Raw genomic sequence first — 25,845 nt, forward strand, 5'->3', positions numbered from 1 at the left:
AGATTCTCATTTCACGAGACGCCTCAAGCACATCACCCCTGTCCAGTCCGTCCGGCGAAAATATTCCGCTTTCTCATTTTCAGAAATCATGATTGAGTGCAGCCGTCCCGCCTCGGCACGAGGGGCGTATCGCGATCGTCACGGCACGCGGGGTGGGATGCGGTGGGCGCGGCGGTTCGCAGCATGACGAAGGTCATGCGGACGAACGAAGCCGTTGCGCCGGCGAAATCGTAGGGTCCTGGCCTCCCGATGCTGAGGCCAAGCTCGCGACAACGCGTTCGCGTTGCGCGGGTGACGGGGGCAAGACAGCCGGTCCCCGGGGAGAGGACGTATAAGCCGGAAAACCATCGCGCGGGGAATGCCGGGATGTCTCGGCTGAACCTGTGGTTCCTGCCGCCTGCATTCTTGTTCGCAGGCGGGCCATGGGTGCGGCCAGCACCCGGCATTCCCCGCGCCCTCGTCGTCGAGAGGGCGAAACGACCGGCACAGCTCGGGCGCCCTGCGCGCCGCGAGGCGGAAAGGACTTGCCCGGACGGCGCTGTCGATCGGGGCGAACACGGGATCGCTCACCGCATGATCGCTGAGGGCTCACGTCGCCTTCCTGCCGGCCAGGGCCGAGACGATCGCCTCCGACAATTGGCCGAGCCGGAACGGCTTGGCGAGCAGCCTGCTCGTCGCGCGGAAATCTTCCGGCACCAGCGAGGGGTCGGCGAAGCCGGACATGAAGACGATCGGCAGCTCAGGCCATCGGCGGCGCACCTCGCGCGCCAGGTCGATGCCGGTCATGGCATCCGGCAGCAGAATGTCGGTCAGCAGCAGCGCGAACGGGTCCGACCGCTCCAGCGCGGCGATCGCGGCTGCCGCATGGGTGACGACGACCGGGCTGTAGCCCATCGACGTCAGCATGGTCGATGCCATCGCGCCGACCAGCGGATTGTCCTCGACCACCAGGATCCGCTCGCCGGTCTGCGGCCGCGCCAGCCGCGCCGCACCGGCGCGCGCGCGGCCCGTGGCGCCCGGCCCCGCGCTCGGCAGATACAGCGTGACGCAGGTGCCTTCCGCCACCCGGCTGTCGATCAGCACCGTGCCGCCCGATTGCCGCGCAAAGCCATAGACCATGCTGAGGCCGAGGCCGCTGCCCTTGCCGAATTCCTTGGTGGTGAAAAACGGCTCGAAGGCGCGGCGCGCGATCTCGGGCGGCATGCCGGCCCCCAGGTCCGACACCGCGATCGTCACGTAGTCCCCGGGCATGATGCGCTCGTCGCCGTCGTCGAGCGGCTGGTCGAGCACGGCATTCGTCGTCGCGATCGTCAGGCGCCCGCCGCCGTCCATCGCGTCCCGCGCATTGAGCGCCAAATTGAGCAGCGCGTTCTGCAATTGCGTCGGATCGATCAGGCAGTGCCACAGCATCGGGTCCTGCGCCAATTCGATCTCGATGTTCTCGCCGAGCGTCCGCTGCAGGATGGTCGTCATGCCGTTGACGAGCTGGTTCACGTCGGTGACCTGCGGCTGCAGCGCCTGCTTGCGGGCGAAGGCGAGCAGCCGGCGGTTGAGATCGGCGACCCGCTCCGCCGCCTCGATCGCCCGCTCGACCATGCTGCGGCGGGAGCTTTCGCCGGGCGTGAGCGCGTCGAGCAGCAGATCGAGATTGCCGAGCGTCGCCGCCAGCATGTTGTTGGAGTCGTGCGCGATGCCTCCCGCCAACTGGCCGATGGCCTCCATCTTCTGCGCCTGACGCAGTTCGTCCTCGATGCGCTTGCGCTCGGTGATGTCGACCGACAGCACGAAATAGCCGCGCACCGTGCCATCCTGGCTGCGATCCGGCACGCGAATGGTCTCGCACCAGCGTTCACGGCCGTCGGGAAACGCGATCTTCTCCTCACCGCCCGCGGTTCGGCCGGCCAGCGCGGCCTCGATCTTCGGCCTCACCTCGTCTCGCCGCGCGGGGTCGATGTAGTCGTCGATCCGCCGGCTGCGACCGACCCCGCTGGACGGCTGCGCATACCATTCGCGCGCGACGCGGTTGGCATAGCGGATGTCACCATCGGCGCCGACCTGGACGATCAGCGCGGGCACGTTCTCCGTGACCAGCAGATGCTGCTCGAAACTGTCGCGCAGCGCCTGCTCGGAGGCCGCGCGCAGCCGCCATTGCCGCGCCAGGACGAGGCCGAATCCGGCGATCAGCAGATTGAGACCGGCGGCGATGGCGCTGTAGTACAGCGCATTGTTCTTCCAGCCGGCCAGATACTCGACCGGGTCGCGCGCCACGGTCACCACCAGCGGCAGGCCGGCGACGCGCCGATAGCTGATGCTCCGCGACGTCCCGTCCGTCATGCCGCTGCCCTCGAAGCTGCCGTGAGGCGCCTGCGGGAGATAGAGGCTGAACAGGCGATTGGACCCGACGTTGCGGCCGGCGAAATCGTCGGCATGCGGCGAGCGCAGCAGGATCGTGCCGTCGTCGCGATAGAGCGTCACCGTTCCGCGCTGCCCCACGTTCAGCGACAGGAAGAACTGCCGCAGATTCTCGTAGTCCACCGCCACGACGATCACGCCGGCAAATCGTCCGTCCGGCATCATCAAGGCGCGGCTGACCGCGATGAACCGACCCCTGTTCACGCGCGAGGCCACCGGCACGTCGATGAAGAGACCGCGGCCGGGGTCATCGCGCTGGACCTTGTAATAGGCCCGATCGGCGAAATTGTTCTCGCGGCCGGGAACTCCGTTGCCGGCGCTGTCGCCGAGCAGATTGCCGTCCGCATCCAGCACGACGATGCCGCCCGCGGCGGGGTACGGCACCACCCTGCGCTTCAACTCTCCGATCAGGGCCGGGTTGCCGGCAGTGAGCAGCGATGGGTCCTGCTTGAGACTGTCGATCGTCGTGTTCAAGAGCACGTCGACGCCCTGGATGTTGCGCAACATGTATTCTTCGAGCGCGCGGGCGAGATCTCCGTTGGCCGCCTCGGTGGTCCGATAGGTCTCCCGATAGTTGACGGAAAGCATGTGGGCCACGAAGGCATCACACAGCAGCGCCAGCACGAGGCCACTCAGCACGATGATCCACGGAGTCCAGCGCCGGTCCATCCAGGAGCCGGACGCGAACCTCGTCCAGGCGTCGACGATGCCTTCCTGCCGCGGACCGCGCCGATGGTCGGCTCTCGCTTTGATCTGGTCCGGCATGGCGTCGAATTCAGGAGGTCGTCGGGCGGTTTGATTGTGAATCGATCGGCGCAGGGGGCATCGGCGAAGGTCCGGATTGTGCCGAATTCCGCGTCTCCTGGCGCGTCGCGATCCATATCGCGGGCGCTCGATAGCACGGTTTGCCGGGGCGTGTCATCGGCGCCCGCCAAGCGCTGCGGCGGTCGCGGAGGGGCTCGACGCGTCAAGGCGCGATCAAAGCTGGTGCTCGAACGCCTCGCGCTCGGCGCGGCTCAGATGCAGGCCATGCTTGGTGCGCCGGTCCAGGACGTCGGCGGCCGTGACGGCCCACTCCTGCTCGCGCAGGAAAACGAGCTCGCGCTCATAGAACGAGGCACCGAAATGGCGGCCGAGATCGCCGACGTTGCGGGACGCTCCGAGCAGATCGCGCGCACGGGTGCCGTAGAGCCGCGCATAGTGCGCCACTACATCGCGCGGCAATCCCGGATAGGCGCCTGCGAGATCGGCGAGGAACTGATCGAACGGCACGCCGAAATCGCCGCCCGGAAGACGCGCGCCCGCCGTCCATGCCGGCGCCATCTGCGGAAACCACGGCGCGAGACGTTCCATTGCCTGCTCGGCGAGCCGGCGAAACGTCGTGATCTTGCCGCCGAAGATCGACAGCAACGGCGGTTGTCCGGGCGCACCATGCATCTCGAACACGTAGTCGCGCGTCACCGCCGACGGATTGTCGGCGTTGTCATCGTAGAGCGGCCGCACCCCGGAGAAGGCGTGAATGATATCCCCCTTGCCCGGCGCGGCCCGGAAATAGCGCTTGAGCACGGCGAGCAGATAGTCGATCTCGGCACCATCGACAGCGACGTCGTCTGCGCGGCCGTCATGCACGATGTCGGTGGTCCCGATCAGCGCCAGGTCGGTCTCATAAGGATTGACGAAGATCACGCGGCGGTCGGTGTTCTGCAGCAGATAGGCCTGCGATCCGCTCCAGAATTTTGGCACCACGAGATGGCTGCCTTTGACAAGCCGCACATTGTGCGCGGAGTTGAGCCCGGCGACACCCTGAACCACGTCCTGCACCCAGGGACCTGCGGCATTCACCAGCGCCTTCGTTCGGACGATCTGAACCTCGCCGTCTTCGGAGCGCATCTCCAGACGCCAGGCATCACCCTCACGCCGTGCGCTCACGGCGCGGGTGCGCGGCAGGATGATGGCTCCCTTTTGCGCGGCATCGACGAGATTGAGGATCACCAGCCGGGCATCGTCGACCCAGCAGTCGGAATATTCGAAGCCGCGCCGGAACTCGGGGCGCAGCGGCGCGCCCTCCGGCTCGTGCGCGAGATCGACGTTGCGGCTCGCCGGCAGCTGCTTGCGGCCGCCGAGATGGTCGTAGAGGAACAGCCCTGTGCGCACCAGCCAGGCGGGACGCTGCTCCGGCGAGTGCGGCAGCACGAAGCGCATCGGCCAGATGATGTGAGGCGCCGAGGCCAACAGCACCTCGCGCTCGATCAGCGCTTCGCGCACCAGGCGGAATTCGTAGTACTCCAGATAGCGCAAGCCGCCATGGATCAGCTTGCCCGATCGCGACGAGGTGCCTTGCGCAAAATCGTCCTTCTCGCACAGCAGCACCTTCAGGCCGCGGCCGGCGGCATCTCGGGCGATACCAGCGCCATTGATGCCGCCGCCGATCACGGCGAGGTCCAACAGACCGTGATCGGTTCCGCTGCGTGAGACCGTCGCATTCATCGCTTGCTGCTGCGCTTCTTCTCTGGCTTGCTGCGCGCAGCGGCACGCGCCTTCGTCGCAGCCTTGGCCGGCTTTGCCGCTTTCGCCTTCGGCTCCTGCAGGCCATAGGTCGAAAAGCCCTGCGCCGTCTCGGCGATCTCGGCGTCACCCAGAATGTGCGGCTGGCCGAGGGCGAGCGACAGGTAGTACTGCTTCGCGATGGTCTCGAGCTCGACCGCAAGCCACATCGCCTTGTCGAGGTTGGCGCCGACCGCGATCATGCCGTGATTGGCCAGCAGGCAGCCGTTGCGGCCTTCCAGCGCCTCCAGCGCAAGCTCGGACAATTCGGCCGTGCCGAACCGCGCATAGCCGGCGCAGCGGATGTCGGTGCCGCCGAACGCCGCCATCATGTAGTGGCAGGCCGGGATCGGCTTGCGCGCGATGGCGAGCACGGTGGCATAGGTGGAATGCGTGTGAACGACGCCGCCGACATCCGGACGGCCGCGCATGATGTCGAGATGAAAGCGCCATTCCGTCGAGGGCTTCAACGGCCCCTCCCAGGAACCGTATTCACCCTCGAGCGGCATCGAGGCGATCATCTCCGGCTTCATCGAGTCATAGGGCGTCGCCGAGGGCGTGATCAGCATGCGGTCCTTGTAGCGGGCGGAAATGTTGCCCGAAGTGCCCTGGTTCAGCCCCGACGCATTCATCCATCGGCATTTGGCGATGATGTTCTCGCGGATCAGCCGTTCCTCGCGATTCATGTCGAAAACCTTTCGTCGTCAGCAGGGATTGAGCGGCGGCTCGCCGGCCAGATAGCGGCGAACCTCTTCGGCCGCCTGGTCGGCGGCAAAGGTGACGGTGCGCACGGATGCGCCGGCGATGTGCGGCGTCAGCGTGACATTCGGGAGCTGCAACAGCGGCCAGTCCGGCGGCACCGGCTCGACCGCAAAGGTGTCGAGCATCGCGCCGGCCAACCGTCCCGAGCTGAGCACCTCGAACAGCGCCTTGTAGTCGACCAGCGGACCGCGCGCGGTGTTGATCAGGATCGCCCCCGGCTTGATCTTCGCCAGCGCCTCGCGATCGATGAAGCCGGTGGTCTCCGGCGTCACGCGGGCATGCAGGCTGATGACGTCGGCGCGCGCCAGAAGATCGGCAAGCGCGACGTGCTCGACACCGTCGTTGCGGTCCTGTGCGCTGAGCTGGACGTAAGGGTCGGTCACAAGGATCCTGCAGCCGAACGCCTTGAGCAGCTTCACGACGCGCGTGCCGATCGCGCCATAGCCGACGATGCCGACGGTCATCTCCCCGAGCTCGCGTCCGGTCCGGTCGGCGCGATAAAGATCGCCGCGCCACTCCCCGCCCCGCATCGACTCGTGACCGCTCCTGATCAGACGGGTCTCCGCGAGCATCGCGCCGATGGTGAACTCCGCCACCGCGCTGGCATTTCGTCCGGGCGTGTTGACGACCAGCACGCCATGATCGCGCGCCGCCTGCATGTCGACATTGACCGGACCGCCGCGCGACACCGCGATGAACTTGAGCCTTGGCAGCCGCTGCAGCATCGCGCGCGAGATCGGCGCGAGATGCGTCACCAGCAGCGGCGCTTCGCCGATGAATTCGGCGAGCTCATCCGGATCGCCCATGAACTCCTTGAGACCATCGAGCTTGGAGCCGGCATAGCCGTGCTCCATCGGCTCGTCCGGCCAGGGCTGTTCGAGCATGCGGATGTCGACGCCGTCGCCGCAGATGGCGGTGATGCGTTCGGCGAACACCGAGGGCAGCATGAAGCGGTCGCCGATGATGGCGATGGAGCTAGACATGATTGGCTCCTGCACGCTGGGCCGCAAGCTGCTTCCACACCGGCCGAGCCGCGAGGCGAGCCTCGACATAGGCCGGGAACAGCTGCGCATAGCGCTCCGCCAGCGCCGCATCCGGCGCCTGCGGCTCATCCAGATACGGTCTCACCCATTCCTCCGCGCAGATCATCATGTCCGGGTAGAGTCCGGTCGCGACCGTGGCGATCATCGCCGCGCCCGACGCGCCGGCTTCCTCGCGACGGCAGACTCGAATCGTGCTGCCGAGTGCCGCGCCAAGAATCGCGCCGAGCGCGCGGCTGCGTGCCGCGCCTCCGGTCAGGCGAATTTCCGTCGGCAGCGGTCCCATCGCCGCGTAGCAGTCGCGTGCGGCGAAGGCCAGTCCCTCCATCACGGCGCGCATCAGATCCCAGTAGCCGTGACGGGTGCGCAGGCCGACCAGTTGCGCAGACGCCTCGTGGGACACGAATGGTCCGCGCTCGCCAGCATCGGAGATGAAGGGGTGATAAAGCAGCTCGCCCGCCTTCGCCGCGAGCACGCGCTCGTCCAGCCGCCGGATCAGATCATTGCGCGACCGGGCGATGCCTTCCATGGCGAGCACGCCTCGCGCGACATCGAGCAACCAGTCGATGTTCAAGGTCGCAGCCATGGTCGACTGCATCTGGGCATAGTGGTCCGGCACCGGGAACGGCATCGTATAGCCGGTCGCCTCGGCATTCAGCTTGACCGCGTCGGCGCTGTTCGCCAGCCGCATGTGCATGCCGGTCGAGCCGATGATGGTGCAGCCGACGTCGGGTGTGGGATCATATAGCCCACCACCGAGCGCATTGCAGATCACGTCGACATAGCCGAGCGACACCGGCACGCCCTCGGGCAAGCCCGTCTCCGCCGCGGCCGCCGCGGTCAAGCCATGCGTCGTCGTGACACCATCGACGACATCTGGAAACAGGCGCGCGGAACCAGCGATGCCGATGAGACGCGCGGCCTCGCCGTCGAAGCCGCGCTTACGAAAGTCGCCGCAGGAGAACGTCGCCTCGGACGGGTCCGTGGCCCGCTCGCCGGTCAGCTTGAAGTAGAGCCAGTCCTTGCAGTGGAACGCCGTACCCGCGCGTCCCAGCATCTCTGCGTCATGCGCCTGCAGCCAGGCCAGTTGCGCCCCCTGCTGGCAAGCGTTGAGCCCCGATCCGGTGCGCTGATAGTGCGCGGCATTGCGCTCGCCGCCGCGGAAGGCTTCGACGAACCCTGCCGCGCGCGAGTCGAGCCACAGCAGCGCGGGCGCGACGGGATGGCCGTCCGCATCGATCAGCCAGGTGCCGTCGCCCTGCCCGGTCACGGCGATCGCGGCGACGCGACGGAACAGATCCGGCAGCGTGCCGCCCAGGCCGCGCAAGGCCGCGACGGTGTCGGTCCAGGTCCGCGCCATGTCCTGCTCGACGCGGCCGCCCGGCAACGTCGCGTAGCTGTTGGGAATCGCGAAATCCCCGAGCTGGCGTCCATCCCGCGCAAACGCCACCGCCTTGATCACCGAGGTCCCGGCGTCGATGCCGATGATCACGTCGCGGATCGCAGCCGAGGTCATGTTCAGCGCGCCTCCGCGTGGCGGACGCAAACGCCGTCGGCGCCGAAGATATGGAGATGGCGTGACTCCAGCGCGCAGGGCACGACGTCGCCCGGTCGCGCCGCGACCTTGCTGGATGTCACGCCAACCAGCAGATGACCGGCGCACTCGCCCGCAATATGCGACTGATCGCCGAGCCACTGGTTGGAGACCACGCGCAGCCGCGCCTCGCCGCTGCCGATCGCGATCCGCTGCGGCCGGATGCCGACCTTGATCCGATCGGCCCGCACCAGCGTCCGCTGTCCCGCCGCGTCCAACGTCTGCCCGGGAATGTGAAAGGCAACATCGGAGCCCACAGACAAGCGGAACCCGCCTTCCTCCTGCGTCACCACAGTCTCCATCAGGTTCATCGGCGGCTCGCCAATGAAGCTCGCGACGAACAGATTGGCCGGGCGGTTCTTCAGCTCCCGCTCGCTGGCGAACTGCTGAAGCACGCCGTCTTCCATGACGGCGATGCGATCGGCAAGTGCGCTCGCCTCGGTCTGGTCATGGGTGACGAAGATCGCCGTCATGCCGCGCTCGGCGAGCAGACCCTTGATGCGGCCGCGCAGCACGGCACGCAGCTGCGGCTCCAGTTGACCCATCGGCTCGTCGAGCAGATAGAGGTCGGCATCACGCACCAGCGCTCGGGCCAGCGACACCCGCTGCTGCTGTCCGCCGGAAAGCGCGTGGGGACGATGATCGAGAATGTCCTCTATCTCCACCAGGCGGGCAATGCTGACAACGCGTTGCGCAATCTCGGCGCGCGACAATTGCCGCGCCTTCAGCGCGAACGCAATGTTCTCACGCACCGTGAGCGGCGGGTACAACGAATAGCCTTCGAACGCCATCGCCACCTTGCGCTTCGCCGGCGCCAGATCATGGATCGTCCGCTGCGCCAGCGCGATCGACCCCGAACTCACGCTCTCGAAGCCGGCGATCATGCGCAGCGTCGAGGTCTTGCCGCAGCCGGAAGAGCCGAGCAGCGCGACGATCTCGCCGGCCTTCACCTCCATATCGAGCGCGCGCACGGCATGAACCGGCGGCTTGCCCCGGCTGTGATAGACCTTGTCGACGTTGCGGATTTCGAGCATGCCCATCCCCGATCCTCACGCCGCCTGCCGCCGCGGCGCCAGGCCGATGCGCTCGCCCGTGGCGTGGTCGAACAGCAGCGCCGCTTCCGGCGCGAACCGCACGAACACGTCCTCGTCGGCATGCGCCTCCAGCGCCTCGGGCGCCTGCGCCGCCAGCCACTCCGATCCGTCGGCGAAGCGCAGCAGCACCACGGCGCGCTCGTGGATCGGCGTGACCGCGACGATCCGCGCCGGGATCACACCCTCGCCGCCATCACGCGTCACCACGACATCGTCGGGCCGGACGCCAAGCCAGCAACGCTCACGCATATTGGACGGCACGCCGTCCGCATCCAGCCGGATCAGCGTCCCGGCAACAGATGCGGTCAGCCGCCCCTGCTCCGCCACCGGCGTGACCTCGGCAAGATTGATGCTGGGATCGCCGAACAGCCGGGCCACGGCGACCGACGCCGGCCGCGCATAGATCTCCTCCGGACGGGCCACCTGCACCAGGTGGCCATTGATCAGCACGGCAATGCGATCGGCGATTGCCATCGCCTCACGATAGTCCTGCGTCACGTAAAGCACCGCCGCAGAGCTCCTGCGCAGCAGGCTCGGCAGCTCCAACCGCATCTCATAGCGCAGCTTGGCATCGACGTTGCGCAAGGGATCGTCGAGCAGCAGCACCCCGGGATTGCCGATCAGCGCGCGCGCCAGCGCGGTGCGCTGCTTCTGGCCGTTGGACAGTTCACGAGGCTTGTGGCCGAGCACGTGCTCGATCTTCAACAGCCGACTCATTGCCGCAACCTTCGCCGCAATGTCGGCCGCGCCCGTCGCGCGCAGCCCGCTGGCGATGTTGTCGCGCGCGCTCATGTGCGGAAACAGGGCAAAATTCTGGAACGCCATGCCGATGCCGCGCTGCTCCGGCGGCGCGTCGACGATCGAGCGGCCGCCGACCAGGATGTCGCCGCCGTCAGGCTCGAACATGCCGGCAATCATCCGCAGCAGCACGGTCTTGCCGCTGCCGGACGGGCCGAACACCGCGACGATCTCGCCGGGCTCGACCGTCAGCGACACGCCCTTGGCGCAGCTTGCGGCGCCGAAGCTCTTGTCGACCGATTGGAGTTCGAGACGCGCCATGTATCCTCAACCCTTCACTGCACCGAGCGAGAGACCTTCGACCAGATAGCGCTGCGCATAGAGCGCGAGCAGCAATGTCGGGGTGACCGACAGCACGATCGCGGCGGCGATCTGGCCGTATTGGATACCGGACGCCGTCACGAAGGCCAATGCGCCGACCGTTACCGGCTGCTTGTCGGCCGAGGCCAGGATCAGCGCAAAGACGAAGTTGTTCCAGCAGAAGATGAAGGACAGCAGGCCCGCTGCGGCGATGCCGGGCCCGGCCAGCGGCACGGCAATGCGGGTGAACGCCTCGCGCCAGGAATGCCCCGCGAGCCGGTAGGCGTGCTCGATGTCGGGACTGATGTCCTCGAAATAGCCGCGCACGATCCACAGGATCAGCGGCAGCGCGATCAGCTGGTAGACCCAGACGATGCCAAAATAGGTGTCGTTGAGGCCAAGCTGCTGGTAGTACAGCGACAGCGGAAGCAGCACCAGGAGCGGCGGCGCGAAGCGGAACGACAGCAGCGTGAAGGCGATGGTCTCGCCGAGCCGGAACTTGAAGCGCGCGAACGCATAGGCCGCGGGGACGCCGAGCAGCAGCGCCAGGATCACCGACGCGCTTGACAGCACGAAGCTGTTCATCAGATTGCGCATGAAGGTGAGCTGCAGATTGCCGGCGGCGGTCTTGAGCTGGCCCGAGATCAGCGCCTCATAATTGGCGAACGTCGGCTCGAACAGGATGCGCGGCGGGATGCGCAGGATCTGCTCATTGGTCTGGAACGACATCAGGAGGATCCAGACGATCGGAAACATGAAAAACAGAAGCACCAACGCCAGCGCGATGCCGCGGAAGATGCGCCCTGCCAGACTGGAGTGATCCATGATGTCTCTCCCTCAGGCGTGACCGTGGGCGCGTGCGCGCAGCCGCAGCCAGTTCTTGATGAAGATGTTGGACAGGATGTTGGTGATCAGCCACAGAATCATCAGCAGCGCCGCCGAGCGTCCGACATTGGTGTACTGGAAGAACTCGAGATAGGCCTGGACCTGGAACACCATCAGCCGGTCGCCGGGGCCGCCTTGCGTCATCGCGTAGACGATGTCGAACTGCTGGATCGAATCGAGCAGCCGGAACAGCGAGGCGGTGATGATGTAGGGCGCGAGCATCGGCAGGGTGATGCGGAAGAAGACGAAGCTCGCCGGCACGCCATCGAGCGCCGCCGCTTCGAACGGCTGCCGCGGCAGCGAGCGCAGGCCAGCCAGGAGCAGGATCATGATGAAGGGCGTGTAGACCCAGACGTCGACCAGGACGACGGTGAACAGCGCGGTCGACGGATCGGACGCCCATTTGAAGTCGTGCACGCCGAGCAGCCCGACCAGATAGGACAGGATGCCGAAGCTCGGATTGGTCATCAGCTTCCACATCAGCGCGGCGATCGCCGGCGCCGTCATCAGCGGCAGCAGCAGCATGATCGAGACGGCGTTGTGGAAGCGCGTCGGCCGCCGCAGCAGCAGCGCGATGCCGAGGCCGAGCAGCAGCTCGGCGATGACGGTCACCGCGGTATAGACCAGCGAGATGCGCAGCGTGTTCCAGAACGCCGGATCGGACAGGAAGTCGATATAGTTGTCGATGCCGATGAAGCCGCGCAGATACGGCAGATTGAGCCGGTAGCGCTGCAATGAATAGACCGCAGCGGTCACGAACGGCACCAGGATGGCGATGCAGACCAGCAGCGCCGGCAGGCTCAGCAAATACGGCAGCAGCCGGCCGCGCCAGCGTTTCGTGCGGCGCGGCGTCGCCTTGGTCTCGACAAGTTGGGCCATGCTCATGACAGGCGTGATCACATCAGCGCGGGATGGGGCGGGCCGACCCGGACGCTGTGGGGAGCGTCCGGGCCGGCAGGCGGTCATGGGAGATGGGGCGCGGCCTCAGCCGAGGCCGGCCTGCTTCAGCTGACGGTTGATGCTCTCGGCAAGCTTGTCGAGGCCCTCATCGACGCTGATCTCCTTGGCCACCATCTTCTGCAGCGAGGCCGCCCACTCCGTCGTGAGGTCGAAGAACAGCGGCTGCGCCGTGAAGTAGATCTTCGCACCGGGCGCCGAGAGGTCATGCTGCTCGAGATAGCCAGGATAGGACTTGGCGATGCGGTCGCGGAATTCGCCGTCCTTCCACACGGAGGCGCGGACCGGATTGACGAAATCCATCTTGCGGGCACCGAACAGACCGTGCTCGACGGAGGCCGCCCACTGCATGAAGGTCCAGGCCGCATCCTTCTGCTTGGAGAAGCTCGACATCGCCAGCGACCAGATCCAGACGTTCGGCGTCGGCGCCTTCGCGGCCGGATTGGCCGCGAACGGCGCATAGCCGAGATTGCCGCGCTCCTTGTTCTCGCCGCCGTTCATGAAGTAGCCGAGAATGTCGGCGTCGAAGATCATGCCGGAGGCGCCGGCGCCGAGGTCCGTGCCGACCTGATACCAGGTGTAGGTCGACCAGTTCTTCGGACCCGACCCCTGGATCATCCTGACCCATTTCTCGTGGAAGTCCTTGGAGGCCTTGGTGTTCATCGCGGCCTTCAGCTTGCCGCCTTCCATCACGAAATCCTTCTGGCCGAAATTGGCGTAGGCCGAGAGGAAGCCCGGATGGATGGTCGCCCACGAGCGCGAACCGCGCACGCCGACGCCATAGGGGCCGCCAGCGTCCTTGGTGATCTTGGCCGCGACCTCCAGCATGTCGTCGAGATTGGTGGGCGGCTTGACGCCGACCTTGTCGAAGATCTTGCGGTTATAGGTGATGTTGTTGAGCTCGTAGCCCCACGGGATGCACCATTGCTTGGCCTTGCCGGAGCCGAGCTCGGAGCCGGCGACGCCGTCCCAGGCGGTGGAGGAGCGCAGGCCCGGCAGCACATCGTCCCAGGCGAACGCCGGATTGGTCTTGGCCGAATCCTTGATGTAGGCGTTGAGGTCCTCGATCCAGCCGGCCGGACCGTAGGTCCAGGTCATGTAGGCGCCGGTCATGAAGGCGTCGTACTGATCGGACTTCGACGACAGCGCCGCCGTCACCTTGTCGAAATAGACGTCCTCCGGGAAGATGTCGTAGGTGACGTTCATGCCGGTGAGGCTCTTGAACGCCTCGATGTCGCCGATCATCGCATCGACGTAAGGATGCTTGTTCAAGAGCAGCTTGACGGTCTTGCCGCTATGGGCCTTCCAGTTGAAGTCAGCGGCCATCGCCCTCGACATCGCCGAGGCAAAGGCGGCATTGGCGGCGACACCGGCGATGCCGAGCTTGGCAGCGCCGTCGAGCAGATCACGCCGGCTGATGCGCTTGCCGGCATAGGCCGCAAAGAGATTCTTCTCACGATCGTACATTCAACCCTCCCTTTGTTTTTTGTAGAGACGTGTTCGCGTTACCTGCCCTTCCGACTCTTGTTCTTGGAGTTGCCGGATGTTTTCTCCGGCTTGTCGGTCGCCAATGCCTGAGCGGTTACCTCATCGATGATGAGACCGTTCAGGAAGCCGCTGCGCAGCACCGCGCGCAGGGCCGTGATCTTTGCCTCGCCGCCGCCGATGGCGACGATGCGGTGCTTCTTCAGATCGGCAGCGGCCATCGAGGTGGCGCGCGCCGAAAGATCGAGATCGAGCAGCTCGCCCTGGGCGTTGAAGAAATGCCCGAGCAGATCGGCGCAGGCGCCGGCGCGCTTCAGCTCGACGACCTCATCCGGCTTGATCATGCCGCTCGACACCAGGAAGCCGTCGGCATGGATCTGGCCGATGCCGACGAACAGCAGCGACGCCCGCTGCGCCAGCGCGAACACGTCCGATATGCCGAACTGCTGCATCAGCACGCGGCGATCGGCGACGGAGTTGGCGAACACCGGCACCGGCAGCAGATAGGCTTCGGCGCCGGTGCGCTCGGCCAGGCGATGGATCACATCGAACGGGTTGGCGGCGAATTTGCGCGTCAGGCCGCCGAGCAGCGACACGAACTGCACGTCGCGCGCCGGCGTCTGCGGCAGTTGCGCCACCACCGCCGCAAGCGTGCGACCGTGGCCGACGCCGATGATCTTGTCGTCGCCGCGCTCCAGCACCTGGCGCAGGAAGCTCGCACCCTCCAGCGCGAGGGCCTTCAGTGGCAGATCGCCCTCGCCGAGATCCGGCGCAACACGGCAGAAGTCGAGCCCGTAGCGTTCGGCCAGCGCGTTCTCGAGTGCGACGCATTCGGCGACGGGACCCTCGACGAAGACACGGATCATACCCTCGCGGCTGGCCCGCGCGATCAGGCGATGCGCCTTGGTGCTCTGGATGTTGAGGCGGTCGGCGACCTCCGACTGCGTCAGCCCGGCCGCGAAATACAGCCAGGCGGCGCGCGTCGCGAGCGAGGCCTCGCCGTCCACCATGGGCGTCCTGTCGGAAGCTGTCGTCACGCCTGAATGCCTGCTTGCAAAATTCTTCACACCTTGCAAAAAATTGCAGACGCCGGTCCGGCCGTCAATCCCCCAAACGTGCTGCAGCGCGTCAGGGATGACGCGCCGGGCGAGCACAGCCATGCTCGCCGGCGCACAACGGGATGAGGTCGCATGACGGAGTTGTTTGTCGGCATCGACGTGGGCACGAGCGGTGTGCGCGCCTGCGCCGTCGATATCAGCGGCGAGATCAAGGGCGCAGCCGCCGTTCCGCTGGTCGCGCCGCGTCAGGACGGCAACGCCATCGACCAGGATCCCGAGCTGTGGTGGCAGGCGACGGTCGCGGCGCTCGACAAGCTCGGCAGGATCGTCGATCTCGGCGCCGTCGCGCGCATCGCGGTCGACGGCACCTCCGGCACCTTGCTGCTGATCGACGCCGACGGGCGGCCCCGCTCGCTCGGCCTGATGTACAATGATGCCCGCGGCGTCGACGAGGCCAGGCGCATCGCCGCAATCGCGCCGCCCGAGAGCGGTGCGCATGGCACGAGCAGCCCGCTCGCCAAGCTGCTGCATCTGCTCGCCTCCACGAGCGGCGCGCGACAAGCCGTGCACCAGGCCGACTGGATCGCCGGACGCCTCGCCGGCCATCACGGCGTCAGCGATGAGAACAACGCCCTGAAGCTTGGCTATGACCCCGTCAGGCGCGAATGGCCGCGCTGGATGGATCAGCTCGGCGTTCCTCGCGACGTCCTGCCGAGCGTTCTCGTGCCGGGCACGCCATTCGCCGATATCGATCCGTCGACCGCGCGCGCGCTCGGTCTGTCGCCGTCGGCGCGCATCGTCGCCGGCACCACCGACGGCGTCGCCGCCTTCATCGCCACCGGCGCCGATGCGCCGGGCGATGCGGTGACCTCGCTCGGCACCACGCTGGTGGTGAAGCTGATCGCGACGCAGCCGATCTTCGCCGCCGATCAGGGCGTGTACTCGCATCGCCTCGGCGACAAATGGCTCGCCGGCGGCGCATCGAACTCCGGTGGCGCCGCACTGCTTGCGCATTTCACCGCCGCCGACATGGACCGCATGGCACCGTTGCTCCGCCCCGACGAGCCGACCGGGCTCGACTACTATCCGCTGCCCAAACCCGGCGAACGTTTTCCGATCGCGGATCCCGCGCTGGCGCCGCGGATCCAGCCACGTCCGGTCGAGGATCATCGCTTCTTCCAGGCGCTGCTCGAAGGAATTGCTGGCGTGGAAGCGCTGGCCTATCAGCGTCTTCACGCGCTCGGCGCGCCGGCGCTACGGCGGGTGATCAGCATCGGCGGCGGCGCCCGAAATGATGCCTGGACCGATATCCGCCGGCGCATCGTCGGCGTGCCCGTCAGCGTCGCCGCGCAGACCGAAGCGAGCTACGGCACCGCGCTGCTGGCGCTGCAGGGACCGCCACGATGACGGCGGCGGCGTGCGAGATCAGCGGCCTGTCTGCCATCGCCGACAGGTTCGATCACGTCCTGCTCGACCAATGGGGCACGTTGCATGACGGCAGGACGGTGCTTCCGGCTGCGCACGACTGCGTCCTGCGGCTGCGCGAGGCCGGCAAGCATATCCTGGTGCTGTCGAACTCCGGCAAGCGCGCGAGCGCCAATGCCGAGCGCCTCGCCCGGCTCGGCCTGCCGCGCTCGACCTATGACGGCATTCTCACCTCGGGCGAGGTGACATGGACCGGCCTGCGCGACCGCACCCGCGAACCCTTCACCGATTGTGGCAATGCCTGCTTCCTGATCACCCGGGGCGGCGATTGCTCGCTGATCGACGGGCTCGACCTCGTCCTCGTGACGGATATGCGTGACGCCGACTTCATCCTGCTCGGCGGCCTCGATGACGACCTCGCCGAGCCCGACCTCTGGCGCGATCGATTCACCGGCGCGGCGGCGCGGGGCGTGCCGATGATCTGCGCCAATCCCGACCTGATGATGTTCGGCGCGGCTGGCCTCGTGCCGGCGCCCGGCACGCTGGCGCGCGCCTATGAGTGGCTCGGCGGCCCGGTGAGCTTCGTCGGCAAGCCGCATGCGCCGATCTTCGCGGCGGCGCTGGAGCAGCTCGGCGATCCGGACCCGCACCGCGTGCTGATGATCGGCGACTCACTCGACCATGACGTCGCCGGCGCCCGCGCTGCAGGCCTGCAGAGCCTGCTGCTCGGCGATGGCGTGCATCGCACGACGCTGGCCGGTGCGCCCGACCTCGCTGTGGCAACGCGCAAGCTCGCAGCTTCGCCCGGCCGCATGCCGAATTGGACGATGCAGCACCTGGTATGGTGAGAAGGAGACGCGAAATGCGCGAGCCTGCCGAGCTTGATGATTTGCGCCGGATGTCGGCGCGGGTCGGCCGCAACATCGAGCTGGTGCAAGGCGCCGGCGGCAACTCCTCGCTCAAGCAGGATGATGTGCTGTGGGTGAAGGCGTCCGGCACCTGGCTTGCCGACGCCGACGCGAAGGACATCTTCGTGCCTGTTCTCCTGCCTGCGGCGCGCGATGCGCTCGCCGCTGATGACGAGCGCATTCCGCTGGCCGCTCCCGGCCCCCTGCGCGCCTCGATCGAGACCGCGCTGCATGCGCTGCTGCCGCACCGGGTCGTGCTGCACGTGCATGCCGTCAACACCATCGCCTGGGCGGTGCGGCGCGATGCGCGCGATGAATTTGCGGCGCGGCTGGACGGGCTCGCCTGGCGCCATCTCGACTACTTTCATCCCGGACTGCCGCTGGCGCGCGCGGTAAGCGCCATCGTCGCGCGCGACCGCATCGACGTGCTGATCCTCGGCAATCACGGCCTCGTCGTCGGCGCCGAAAGCTGCGATCAGGCCGAGGCGTTGGTCCATGACGTCGAGCGCAGGCTGGCGCTGCCGGTGCGCCCGGCGCCCGCTGCCGACGCCGCGGCCTTGCGCCGTCTGTGCGCCGGCACCGCCTATCGCCTGCCGCACGATGCCGGTAGCCACGGCATCGCCACCGATCCGTTCAGCCGCGCCATCGCGACCGGCGGCTCGTTGTATCCGGACCACGTCGTGTTTCTCGGCCCGGGCCTGCCGACGATCGAGAGCGCCGGCGGCCTCGCCACGCTGCTCGCACGGGCGGACGCGAGCCGCCTGCCCGCGCCCGTCGCGGCCCTCGCGCCGGGTCTCGGCGCCATCATCCGCAGCGACGCCAGCCCGGGCGCCGAGGCCATGCTGAGCTGCCTCGCGCTCGTGACCAGCCGCCTGCCGTTATCGGCCGATATCGGCTATCTCTCGTCTCAGCACGAGCAGTTGCTGCTCAACTGGGACGCCGAACGCTACCGGCAGCAGCTGACGGCAAGCCGCCAGCCGTCGAATTGAAGCGGCGACGGATCACGCGATCTCATCGCTCGAGACCGGCGGGGACGGCGCCCTCGCCCCAACCAGTTCGTGAAGCGCATCTCCGACCTGATCGATGACTTCGCCCCAATCGCGCCTTTCGCGCTGACGGAACAGGCGCATGCGCGGATACCAGACGCTGTCGTCCCGATCGAGCAGCCAGCGATAGTCCGGCGTGTACGACAGAAGCGTCCAGGTCGGACAGCCAAGCGCGCCGGCGAGATGAGCGACACTGGTATCGACCGTGATCACGAGATCCAGACATGAGATCAGCGCGGCGGTATCGGCGAAATCGGCAAGTTGACCCGTCAGGTCCACGATCCCGCTCGTCTCCTGGAGCACGGCCTTGTCTTCGGCCTTGGGCTCCTTCTGCAGGCTGACAAACGCCGCATCCGCGCCGAGCAGGCGGGACAACGTGCGCAACGGGATGGAGCGATTGTGGTCGTCGAGATGATTGGGGTTGCCTGACCAGACCAGGCCGACGCGCAATTTCTCGGGCGTGCCAAGGCGCTCCTGCCAGAGTTGGATCCGATCCGGATCAGGCGCCGGCAAATAGGACGCCGGCGCTGGAATCGTGGCCAGTGTCGTCCGAAAGGCAAACGGCAGGCTCATGATCGGACAATGGACATCCACCCCCGCAAGGTCGGCGGCCTCCGAGACCGGAATACATTGCGAAATGCCTGGCATGTTCGACAACAGTGGAAGCAACGGCTTTTGAACGGCAAGGATGACGCGCGCGCCCAACGCTGCGACCATCGGCACGTAGCGGACAAACTGGATCGTATCGCCCAGTCCTTCATCGGCGGCGATGACGATGGTTTGTCCCGCGATGCCATCCTGGCCGAGCCACATGGGTCGCCGGAAGCGCGGATAAGAGCTCGGCAGGCTCCAACGGGCCTCCCGGCCAGACCAGCCCGCGTCGAGATTTCCCAACAACAGGTTCAAATGAGCCGTTCCAAGATCGGCCAGCGCGTCTCTCGGATCGGCCCCCTTCAACTGCCTGTAGATATCGAACGCCTCGTCGAACCGACGGAGCTTCGTCAGCACGGAGGCCTTGTCGTGCAGCGCATCCCTTGAACCCGGCTGCAGAGCCAGGGCTCGCTCGAACCATTCCAACGCGTCCTCGTCTCGGCACATCGTCCGCAACACGATGCCGGTCTTGACGCAGATGTCGGAGTTTTCCGGTTCGATGGCGTGAGCTCGCTGGCAGATCGTCAGGGCCTCGTCGAAGCGCTTCAAGCCGTTCAGAAGCGCGCCACGCATCAAGAGTGTCGGGACATGGTTGGGCCGCAAGACGTCGCTCAGATCGAGATAGGTAAGCGCGTCGTCGATCCGCCCCAGCCGTTGAAGCGTGATGCCGCACTGGTTGGCGGCATCCCAATGCCTGGAATTCAGCTCCAGCACACGTTGGAAGCTCGACACGGCGTCGGCGAGCTGCTGCAGGTTGACGAGGGCATTCCCCCTCAGCATCCACAGATCGGCGCTTTCGAGACCGAGCGCCGTCGCCTTGTCGACGACCTTCAGCACCTCATCCGAGCGTCCCAAGACCTGCAGCACCGTGCCAAGACTCAGGAAGTACTGCGGCTGAACATCCTGCTGGAGCGCGCGGGATACCCACTGCAATGCAGCTTCATACTGCTGCCCCTGCAGGGCAAGGATGCCCAGCAAGTTGAGGGTCGGCGCATGCCCTCCGTCGATCGCAAGCGCCATATGGCAACACCGTTCGGCATCCGCATGTCGGCCATCGGCGACATCGCGCAAAGCAGCGTCATAGAAGAGCGCGGCACCATCGGGCTTGACAGGTTGGAGCTTCACTTTAGCGGGTGAAGCTCGGCGCTCGCGACGGTTCATTGCTGCATATGGTCCAGGTTGCGTCGTTAAAGTAGTTGATTCTCATTCAGGCTGACAGCCGCAATTCTATCTCCGGCTGTGGTGAGGGCCGCTCCGATTCTGGCTGCATTCCCTAGCATAAGAGCTCGGAAGACAACGATCCGATGACCACTTCGTGGAAGTCAAATTCAGCGCAACCATCGCGGGCACGATCAAATCGGCGTGCAGGACAAGGGTGAGGACTTCTTCGGTGGTTACGCCTATATGAGGTCGGGCCATCCGCCCGACCCTCGAGATCATCATCAGCGAAACGCCGGCGCATCTGCGCAAGTTTCACGATCCGGACTCGGGCCTGGCGCTGATCCGGCCGGATGCCTGACATGGGCCGTCGGACAGCTCGGGCTCGTCGCTGGACACGGCCATCCGCACACAGATCGGAAACGGACTGGAAAGGAGGGAGAGGTTGGATGGTGCGCTCGGAGCGGGAGAACACGTGCGTTCGTTCAGTGGCTGAAGCACGACCGCCTTTCCGCACACCGGCCGGACGCCGATTTCTGATCCAATCTTTCGCCGGCAGCGCTATGGCGCTTCATGTCCACGCGTGAGGCCGCTCTCCCGGCGGTAACAGAGATGGAGTCTGTCCCACACCTTCATCATCGCATGGACCAGTTGGTCCATGAGCGCGTCGTCGTGATAGGGCGTTGGGGTAAGACGCAGGCGTTCCAGTCCTCGCCGGACAGTGGGGTAATTGATCGGCTGGATGTAGATGCCATGCTCCGACATCAGCAGGTCCGAAGCCGCCCTGCACTTCTCGGGATCGCCGACATGCACCGGCACGATATGGCTCTCGCTCGGCATCACGGGCAGGCCTGCTGCCGTCAGGACGGACTTCAACCGCGCTGCGCGATCCTGATGCCGGACGCGCTCCGCTGTCGAGGTTTTCAGATGCCGGATTGCAGCGGTCGCGGCTGCGCAGACCGGAGGCGGCAATGCCGTCGTGAAGATGAAACCGGGGGCGTAGGAGCGCACCGCATCGATCAGGTTCGCCCCAGCCGCAAGATAGCCGCCGAGACAGCCATAGGCCTTTGCCAGCGTGCCCTCAACAATGTCGATCCTTTCCATGACCCCGTCGCGCTCAGCTATGCCGCCGCCGCGCGGGCCATACATCCCGACCGCGTGCACCTCGTCGACATAGGTCAGAGCGCCGTAGCGCTCGGCCAAGTCACAAATTCGATACAGAGGCGCGACATCCCCGTCCATCGAGTACAGGCTCTCGCACACGATGAGCTTGGGCCTTTCGGGATCTGCCGCCCGCAGCAGCCGTTCGAGATGCTCAGGATCATTGTGCTGCCAGATCTGCTTCTCAGCACCGGCCTTGCGAACCCCCTCGATCATGGAGTTGTGGTTCAGCTCGTCGGAAAGCAGCAAACACCCAGGCAGCAGCTTGGCGATCGTCGATATCCCCGCCTCGTTGGAGACGTAGCCGGAGGTAAACACCAGCGCGGCTTCCTTGCCGTGGAGATCAGCCAGCTCCTGCTCGAGGGCGACGAGCGGATGGTTCGTTCCCGCGATGTTACGGGTGCCGCCCGCGCCTGTGCCCATGCGCGCTGCGGCATCGATCATGGCTCCTATGACATTCGGGTGCTGGCTCATGCCCAGATAGTCGTTGGAGCACCAGATCACGACCTCACGCTTGCCTTCCTCCGAATGCCAGATCGCATACGGATAGCGCCCCGCCAGGCGTTCGAGGTCCGCAAAGACACGGTAGCGTCGTTCCTGATGCAGTCGATCCAATGCACCGCGGAACATCGCGTCATATTCAGGGAGAAGGCCGAACGGCCGCATCTGGTAGTTCATGATTGGACGACTCCAGCAGACTATCTTGCCCGATTGAACTGGTAGGAGCCCTGGAGAAACACGCCATAACGCTCCGTCGTATATCGCAGCACCTGATTGAACGAATCGACCGCATTGGTGCTGAGATGCCACCAGCGCCCACCGATGCCGATGCGGAAATTGTCGGTCAACTGGTAGTTCAGCACGGTCTCGGCCTGGAATCCGGATCCTTGTCCCGAGGCGGGATCGCGCCCGAAGGTGAAATAGTGCGTGTCGATCGCATTCTGCGAAGTCCAGACATAGGCGGCCTCTGCCTGCCAGCTCAGCCGGTCCGACAGCCGCGTGTCGAGTGAGACACCGGCCCGTCCGCTATGCCAGCGATCCTGCTCGGTCACCACCTTCACGCCTGCCCCAAGAGCCGGACTGCAGATCGTCGGATTGCCACCCACCTGGGTGCAGCCCCGCGCGTCGACCGTTTCTGTCCAATATTGATAGCCGACGAAGGCGCCGAGCCGGAAGCGGTCCGTCTCCAGCAGGTTGAAACCGACATCGAGATTTGCGTATTGCAGCCGCCCGCCCACGCTGCTGACGGTCTTGGACGACGGATTGACGAAGGGCGCAAAGTCCTCGTCGACGAGCGTGCCCGAGCTGATCTTGCCCGCTCCGAAATAGCCCTTCAGAAACATGTTGGTGAACGGGCCGTCGAGCGCATCGACCCTGAAGAACATCTCGCCGCTGTGCCCGGTCATGCCGCCATAGGCGAGCCGGGAGACCTGAAGCGTCGCAGCCTGATCGGCGAAATAGCGGTATCGATTCTGCCCGGAGCTGAACCAGTAGCGCACTCCGGTCTCCAGCATGTAGGACGGCAGGATCGACGCGCGCGACCGCAGCGGCATATCGCCCGAGCCCGCCCCCTGGCCGCCCTGCAGCGCCGCAGGCCTGGCCCAGGCGCAACTGACAATCGAGGCGTTGCACTTCGTGACACCGTCGGCGTTGAAATCGCGCCGCAACGTGACCGTCGCGAACAAGTCCTTGGTCGTCGTCTTAACGTTGGCCAGCGTGCTGTCGACGAACCGGTAGCCGATCTCCGTTTCCAGGCTGATCTCCTTCGACCAGAGATAGCTGACCAGCAGCGACGGCAGAATCGTGTACTCCTTCAAGTCGGTCTTCGTCCCGGACCTGTACCCCGCCCGCAGCCGCGGGCTGATGGCGAGATCGGGCGTGATCGGATAGCGCGTGGCGAGATCGAGCACGTAGAACTTCGAATCCGCCAGGCTCGCGTACCGCAGCGCGCCCATGAACAGATCGCCCGGCTTGATGATGCCGTTCCCGGTCAGTTGAGCCGACAGATAATATTCGAGGCCGCTCGCCGGCGTGCCGTCGACGCCTCCGGAGGGCAGCGTGCCGGTCAGATTGGTCACCGTGGCATCGGCCGCGACCTGCCAGGTCTCGTTCAGGGGCCGCGAATAGCTCACCATCGCCGACTGGAACGTCGGCGTGCGGTCGATCGCGAGCTGCCTGATCTCGCCGGCCGTATTGAACTTCATCATGTCGTAGAGCGTGAGGAACGGCTGCCCCTGCAGCGCATTCCAGGTCGAGAGAAATGGCACCCTTCGATAATCGAACGAGGCGTTGACGACCGACTTGTCCTCGAACGTATAGGTTCCGGAGAACACGGCCGCATTGAGCGCACGGAAATGCGTGTCGTAGTCGATCAGGCCGAGCAGCGACTTGTTGGTGTCGAAATAGCGGAATTCGGCGCCGATGGCCTGGCGGTCGACGATGTTGCGGTCGTATTGCGTGATCAGATAGACCGTAGTCTCGAGGCCGCCCAGGATCTTGCCGAAGTCGATGCTCGCGCCATAGAGCGTCTTGCCATCCTTGAACGGTGCGTCGAAACGGCTCCAGTTCGGCGAGCCTGCGAGCACGTTCAGGCGCAGCCCGGGGCTCTTCTGCCAGCTCAGCACCGCGCCGTCGAAGCGGCCGATCACGCCGCCGGTGTTGCGGGACTGCCGTCCGACGCGCAGCGTCACGTCGGCCTCCTTCAGCGTGTAGTCAACCTGGGCGGTCGAGACGCCGTATTTGTCGTTTCCGGTATCGAACTGGCGCTCATGGGTGAAGGCCAGCCTGAACTTGGTCCTGATGCGATCGTTGTCGGCGGTGCCGAGAAAGTCGAAATTGGTCAGCAGCGTGTTCTGATGCACCCGGTGCGCGTCGGGATCCGCATTCGGGTTCGGCGCAATCGCCCTGTCCTTGACGGCGCTGGTCGTGTCGTTCGTGATGAAGGTGGTCGAGAGGCTGCCCGACATCGACCAGCGGGTGTCGCCGTTCGGCCCTGCCGCCTTGGTCGGCATGCCTGTCCCCATGTCTCCGCCCTCGGGCGTGACAGAAGACATGTCGCGCGGCCGCGCCGGTGCGCTGCCGGTCGCGGTGAGAAGCGCAGCGAGCCGCTGCCTCACCCGCTCGGCGCCCTCGCCGCTCGGATAGCGGCGCAGATAGTCTTCATACTCCGCCTGCGCGGCAGCGGTCTGGCCGGCCTTCTGCCGCGCCACGCCGAGCAGCTCCTGCGCCTCGGCGCTCGAGCCGTTCTCGGGGAGTTTCAGCACCTTTCGCAGGAGATCGATCGCGGCGCTGAAATTGCCTTTCTTGATCGACGCGCGAGCCTCGTCCATCGAGGCCTCCGCAAACCGGATGTCCGCCGCGGACGCCTGCTGCATCGTGCGATTGTCGTTGCGGACCGACGCCGCCGCGCCGGGGATCGCAACCGGTTTCGGCGCATCCGGAGCGGCTACGCTCGGCACCAGGGCTTTCACCTTGCACGCCGACACCGGGCCCTTTCGGGCCACCACGATCGCCACCTGCTCGAAGCTGCCGGATTGGACGATCTGATAGGTGAACTCGCCGGCAAACTGGACGACGAGGATTGGTCCTCTGTTCTGATCGAGCGTCAGATAGACGTCCTGGATGCCGGAGCCCTGGGCGTTGTCGACACGCACGCCTTCGCGCCTGACCAGGCGGCGCGCCATGATTGCGTCCCGATCGACCAATTGCAGCGAGACGCTGAGCTGGCTGCCCTGGTCGAGCGGGAAATGCCCGGTGTAGCGGACACGAACGTGAAAGTTGACCCGCAGAAGGCTGCAGTTTCCGATCGTCGTGGCAGTTGCATTGGCGACGAACTGATCGATGACCGGCTGGGCCGGTGCAACGCCAAAGGCTCCGTCGAGCAGGATTGCGAGCAAGCCGGCCAGCAGACTGATCAGCCATCCCGCCGACCTCGCCGCCGCTGCTTGTCCGAAGCAGCCGCGCATCACCAGCCGCCTCCATTGACCCGGTGCTGCCGCTGGCGGCGGGTGATGATGGTGGTCTGCGATTTGTCAGCATAGATATGGCATGCGCCGGTGCAGTCCTTGAGCTCGGCGACGGTGTAGTCCATCGGCGCCGGCTTCACGAGCTTGGCGTGCTGCTGCGGGCGGAAATCACTGGCGTGGCAGGCGGCGCAGTCGGGCTTGTAGGCCGCGAACTTGAACACGACGGCTTGCGAATTGCCGCTGTGGCAGGCGGTGCAGCCAATGGCGGCGCTATGGTTCGGATAGCTTGCCGACATATGCCGGTAATTGACCGAGCTCCAGCTCATCGTCCGGTGGCAGCTCTCGCAGGGGACGTTGGTCACGAAGTGCTTCGGCGACTTGCCGGTAGCATTGGAGCCGTTGTGACAACTGGCGCACGGCGCAGTCAGGCTGGTGTGATCCATCCGCGCGCCCGAGAACGACACGGTGTTCTTGTGGCAGCTCTCGCATGGCGCGCTGGTGACCACGTGCTTCTGCGGCTTGCCGGTCGCGGCCATGCCGTTGTGGCAGCTCGCGCAGGCCGCCGTCGTGCCGGTGTGGCTGAACCGGGCGCCGCTGAACGT

At 66.0% G+C, this 25,845-nt stretch carries 18 protein-coding genes; 3 read left to right on the forward strand and 15 right to left on the reverse strand.

Annotated features, from left to right (window positions below):
• Positions 1-588: 588 nt before the first annotated feature.
• The 11 genes from ACQR1E_RS25915 to ACQR1E_RS25965 form a co-directional block, all read right to left on the reverse strand.
• Positions 589-3,177 carry an ATP-binding protein gene (locus ACQR1E_RS25915; protein ID WP_315753011.1) on the reverse strand — a complete coding sequence of 863 codons (2,589 nt, stop codon included), beginning with the start codon at positions 3,175-3,177 and terminating at the stop codon, positions 589-591.
• Positions 3,178-3,390: 213 nt separating this feature from the next.
• Complete coding sequence (locus tag ACQR1E_RS25920) at positions 3,391-4,899, reverse strand: glycerol-3-phosphate dehydrogenase (protein WP_315827283.1); 1,509 nt, start codon at positions 4,897-4,899, stop codon at positions 3,391-3,393.
• A complete protein-coding gene (locus ACQR1E_RS25925; protein WP_315827284.1) occupies positions 4,896-5,642 on the reverse strand; it encodes a class II aldolase/adducin family protein in 747 nt (248 codons plus the stop codon). The genes ACQR1E_RS25920 and ACQR1E_RS25925 overlap by 4 nt, the downstream gene beginning before the upstream one ends.
• An 18-nt stretch (positions 5,643-5,660) precedes the next feature.
• Positions 5,661-6,701, reverse strand: coding sequence for a 2-hydroxyacid dehydrogenase (locus tag ACQR1E_RS25930; RefSeq protein ID WP_315718348.1), 1,041 nt, complete (start codon positions 6,699-6,701; stop codon positions 5,661-5,663).
• Positions 6,694-8,274 (reverse strand): FGGY-family carbohydrate kinase, encoded by a 1,581-nt coding sequence (locus ACQR1E_RS25935; protein WP_316171459.1) that lies wholly within the window; start codon positions 8,272-8,274, stop codon positions 6,694-6,696. Before ACQR1E_RS25935 ends, ACQR1E_RS25930 begins: the two co-directional genes overlap by 8 nt.
• A gap of 2 nt (positions 8,275-8,276) precedes the next feature.
• On the reverse strand, positions 8,277-9,386 hold the full coding sequence (locus ACQR1E_RS25940; protein WP_434897741.1) for an ABC transporter ATP-binding protein: 1,110 nt from the start codon (positions 9,384-9,386) through the stop codon (positions 8,277-8,279).
• Between the two features lie 15 nt (positions 9,387-9,401).
• Positions 9,402-10,505 carry an ABC transporter ATP-binding protein gene (locus ACQR1E_RS25945; RefSeq protein ID WP_434897731.1) on the reverse strand — a complete coding sequence of 368 codons (1,104 nt, stop codon included), beginning with the start codon at positions 10,503-10,505 and terminating at the stop codon, positions 9,402-9,404.
• 6 nt (positions 10,506-10,511) lie between these two features.
• A complete protein-coding gene (locus ACQR1E_RS25950; RefSeq protein WP_315718345.1) occupies positions 10,512-11,369 on the reverse strand; it encodes a carbohydrate ABC transporter permease in 858 nt (285 codons plus the stop codon).
• A 12-nt stretch (positions 11,370-11,381) separates the two neighbouring features.
• A complete protein-coding gene (locus tag ACQR1E_RS25955) occupies positions 11,382-12,308 on the reverse strand; it encodes a carbohydrate ABC transporter permease (RefSeq protein WP_315753025.1) in 927 nt (308 codons plus the stop codon).
• A gap of 105 nt (positions 12,309-12,413) precedes the next feature.
• Positions 12,414-13,853 (reverse strand): extracellular solute-binding protein, encoded by a 1,440-nt coding sequence (locus ACQR1E_RS25960; RefSeq protein ID WP_316165090.1) that lies wholly within the window; start codon positions 13,851-13,853, stop codon positions 12,414-12,416.
• A 38-nt stretch (positions 13,854-13,891) separates the two neighbouring features.
• Positions 13,892-14,881 (reverse strand): sugar-binding transcriptional regulator, encoded by a 990-nt coding sequence (locus ACQR1E_RS25965; protein WP_315718398.1) that lies wholly within the window; start codon positions 14,879-14,881, stop codon positions 13,892-13,894.
• Between the two features lie 180 nt (positions 14,882-15,061).
• Between ACQR1E_RS25965 and ACQR1E_RS25970 the strand changes: the two genes are divergently transcribed.
• Genes ACQR1E_RS25970 through ACQR1E_RS25980 form a run of 3 tightly spaced genes read left to right on the forward strand, consistent with a single transcriptional unit; the run spans position 15,062 to position 18,251 of the window.
• The gene (locus tag ACQR1E_RS25970; RefSeq protein ID WP_434897732.1) at positions 15,062-16,336 is read left to right on the forward strand and encodes an FGGY-family carbohydrate kinase; all 1,275 of its coding nucleotides are present in this window, start codon (positions 15,062-15,064) and stop codon (positions 16,334-16,336) included.
• Positions 16,333-17,202 carry a TIGR01459 family HAD-type hydrolase gene (locus ACQR1E_RS25975; protein WP_316165088.1) on the forward strand — a complete coding sequence of 290 codons (870 nt, stop codon included), beginning with the start codon at positions 16,333-16,335 and terminating at the stop codon, positions 17,200-17,202. The genes ACQR1E_RS25970 and ACQR1E_RS25975 overlap by 4 nt, the downstream gene beginning before the upstream one ends.
• 14 nt (positions 17,203-17,216) lie before the next feature.
• Positions 17,217-18,251 (forward strand): class II aldolase/adducin family protein, encoded by a 1,035-nt coding sequence (locus tag ACQR1E_RS25980; protein ID WP_316165086.1) that lies wholly within the window; start codon positions 17,217-17,219, stop codon positions 18,249-18,251.
• 12 nt (positions 18,252-18,263) lie between these two features.
• On the opposite strand, the gene ACQR1E_RS25985 is transcribed toward ACQR1E_RS25980, so the two are convergent.
• From ACQR1E_RS25985 to ACQR1E_RS26000, 4 genes are all read right to left on the reverse strand, one after another.
• Entirely contained in the window at positions 18,264-20,120 is a 1,857-nt protein-coding gene (locus ACQR1E_RS25985) for a tetratricopeptide repeat-containing glycosyltransferase family protein (RefSeq protein WP_316165085.1), read from the reverse strand.
• A gap of 558 nt (positions 20,121-20,678) precedes the next feature.
• Positions 20,679-21,956 (reverse strand): 5-aminolevulinate synthase, encoded by a 1,278-nt coding sequence (gene hemA / locus ACQR1E_RS25990; protein WP_434897733.1) that lies wholly within the window; start codon positions 21,954-21,956, stop codon positions 20,679-20,681.
• A 20-nt stretch (positions 21,957-21,976) separates the two neighbouring features.
• Positions 21,977-25,243 carry a hypothetical protein gene (locus tag ACQR1E_RS25995; protein WP_315718397.1) on the reverse strand — a complete coding sequence of 1,089 codons (3,267 nt, stop codon included), beginning with the start codon at positions 25,241-25,243 and terminating at the stop codon, positions 21,977-21,979.
• Positions 25,243-25,845: cytochrome c3 family protein (locus tag ACQR1E_RS26000; RefSeq protein ID WP_434897734.1), on the reverse strand; the 603-nt coding region annotated here is incomplete at its 5' end. The genes ACQR1E_RS25995 and ACQR1E_RS26000, both read right to left, overlap by 1 nt.

This window comes from Bradyrhizobium sp. HKCCYLRH1030, from assembly GCF_051168395.1.
Taxonomy (GTDB): domain Bacteria; phylum Pseudomonadota; class Alphaproteobacteria; order Rhizobiales; family Xanthobacteraceae; genus Bradyrhizobium.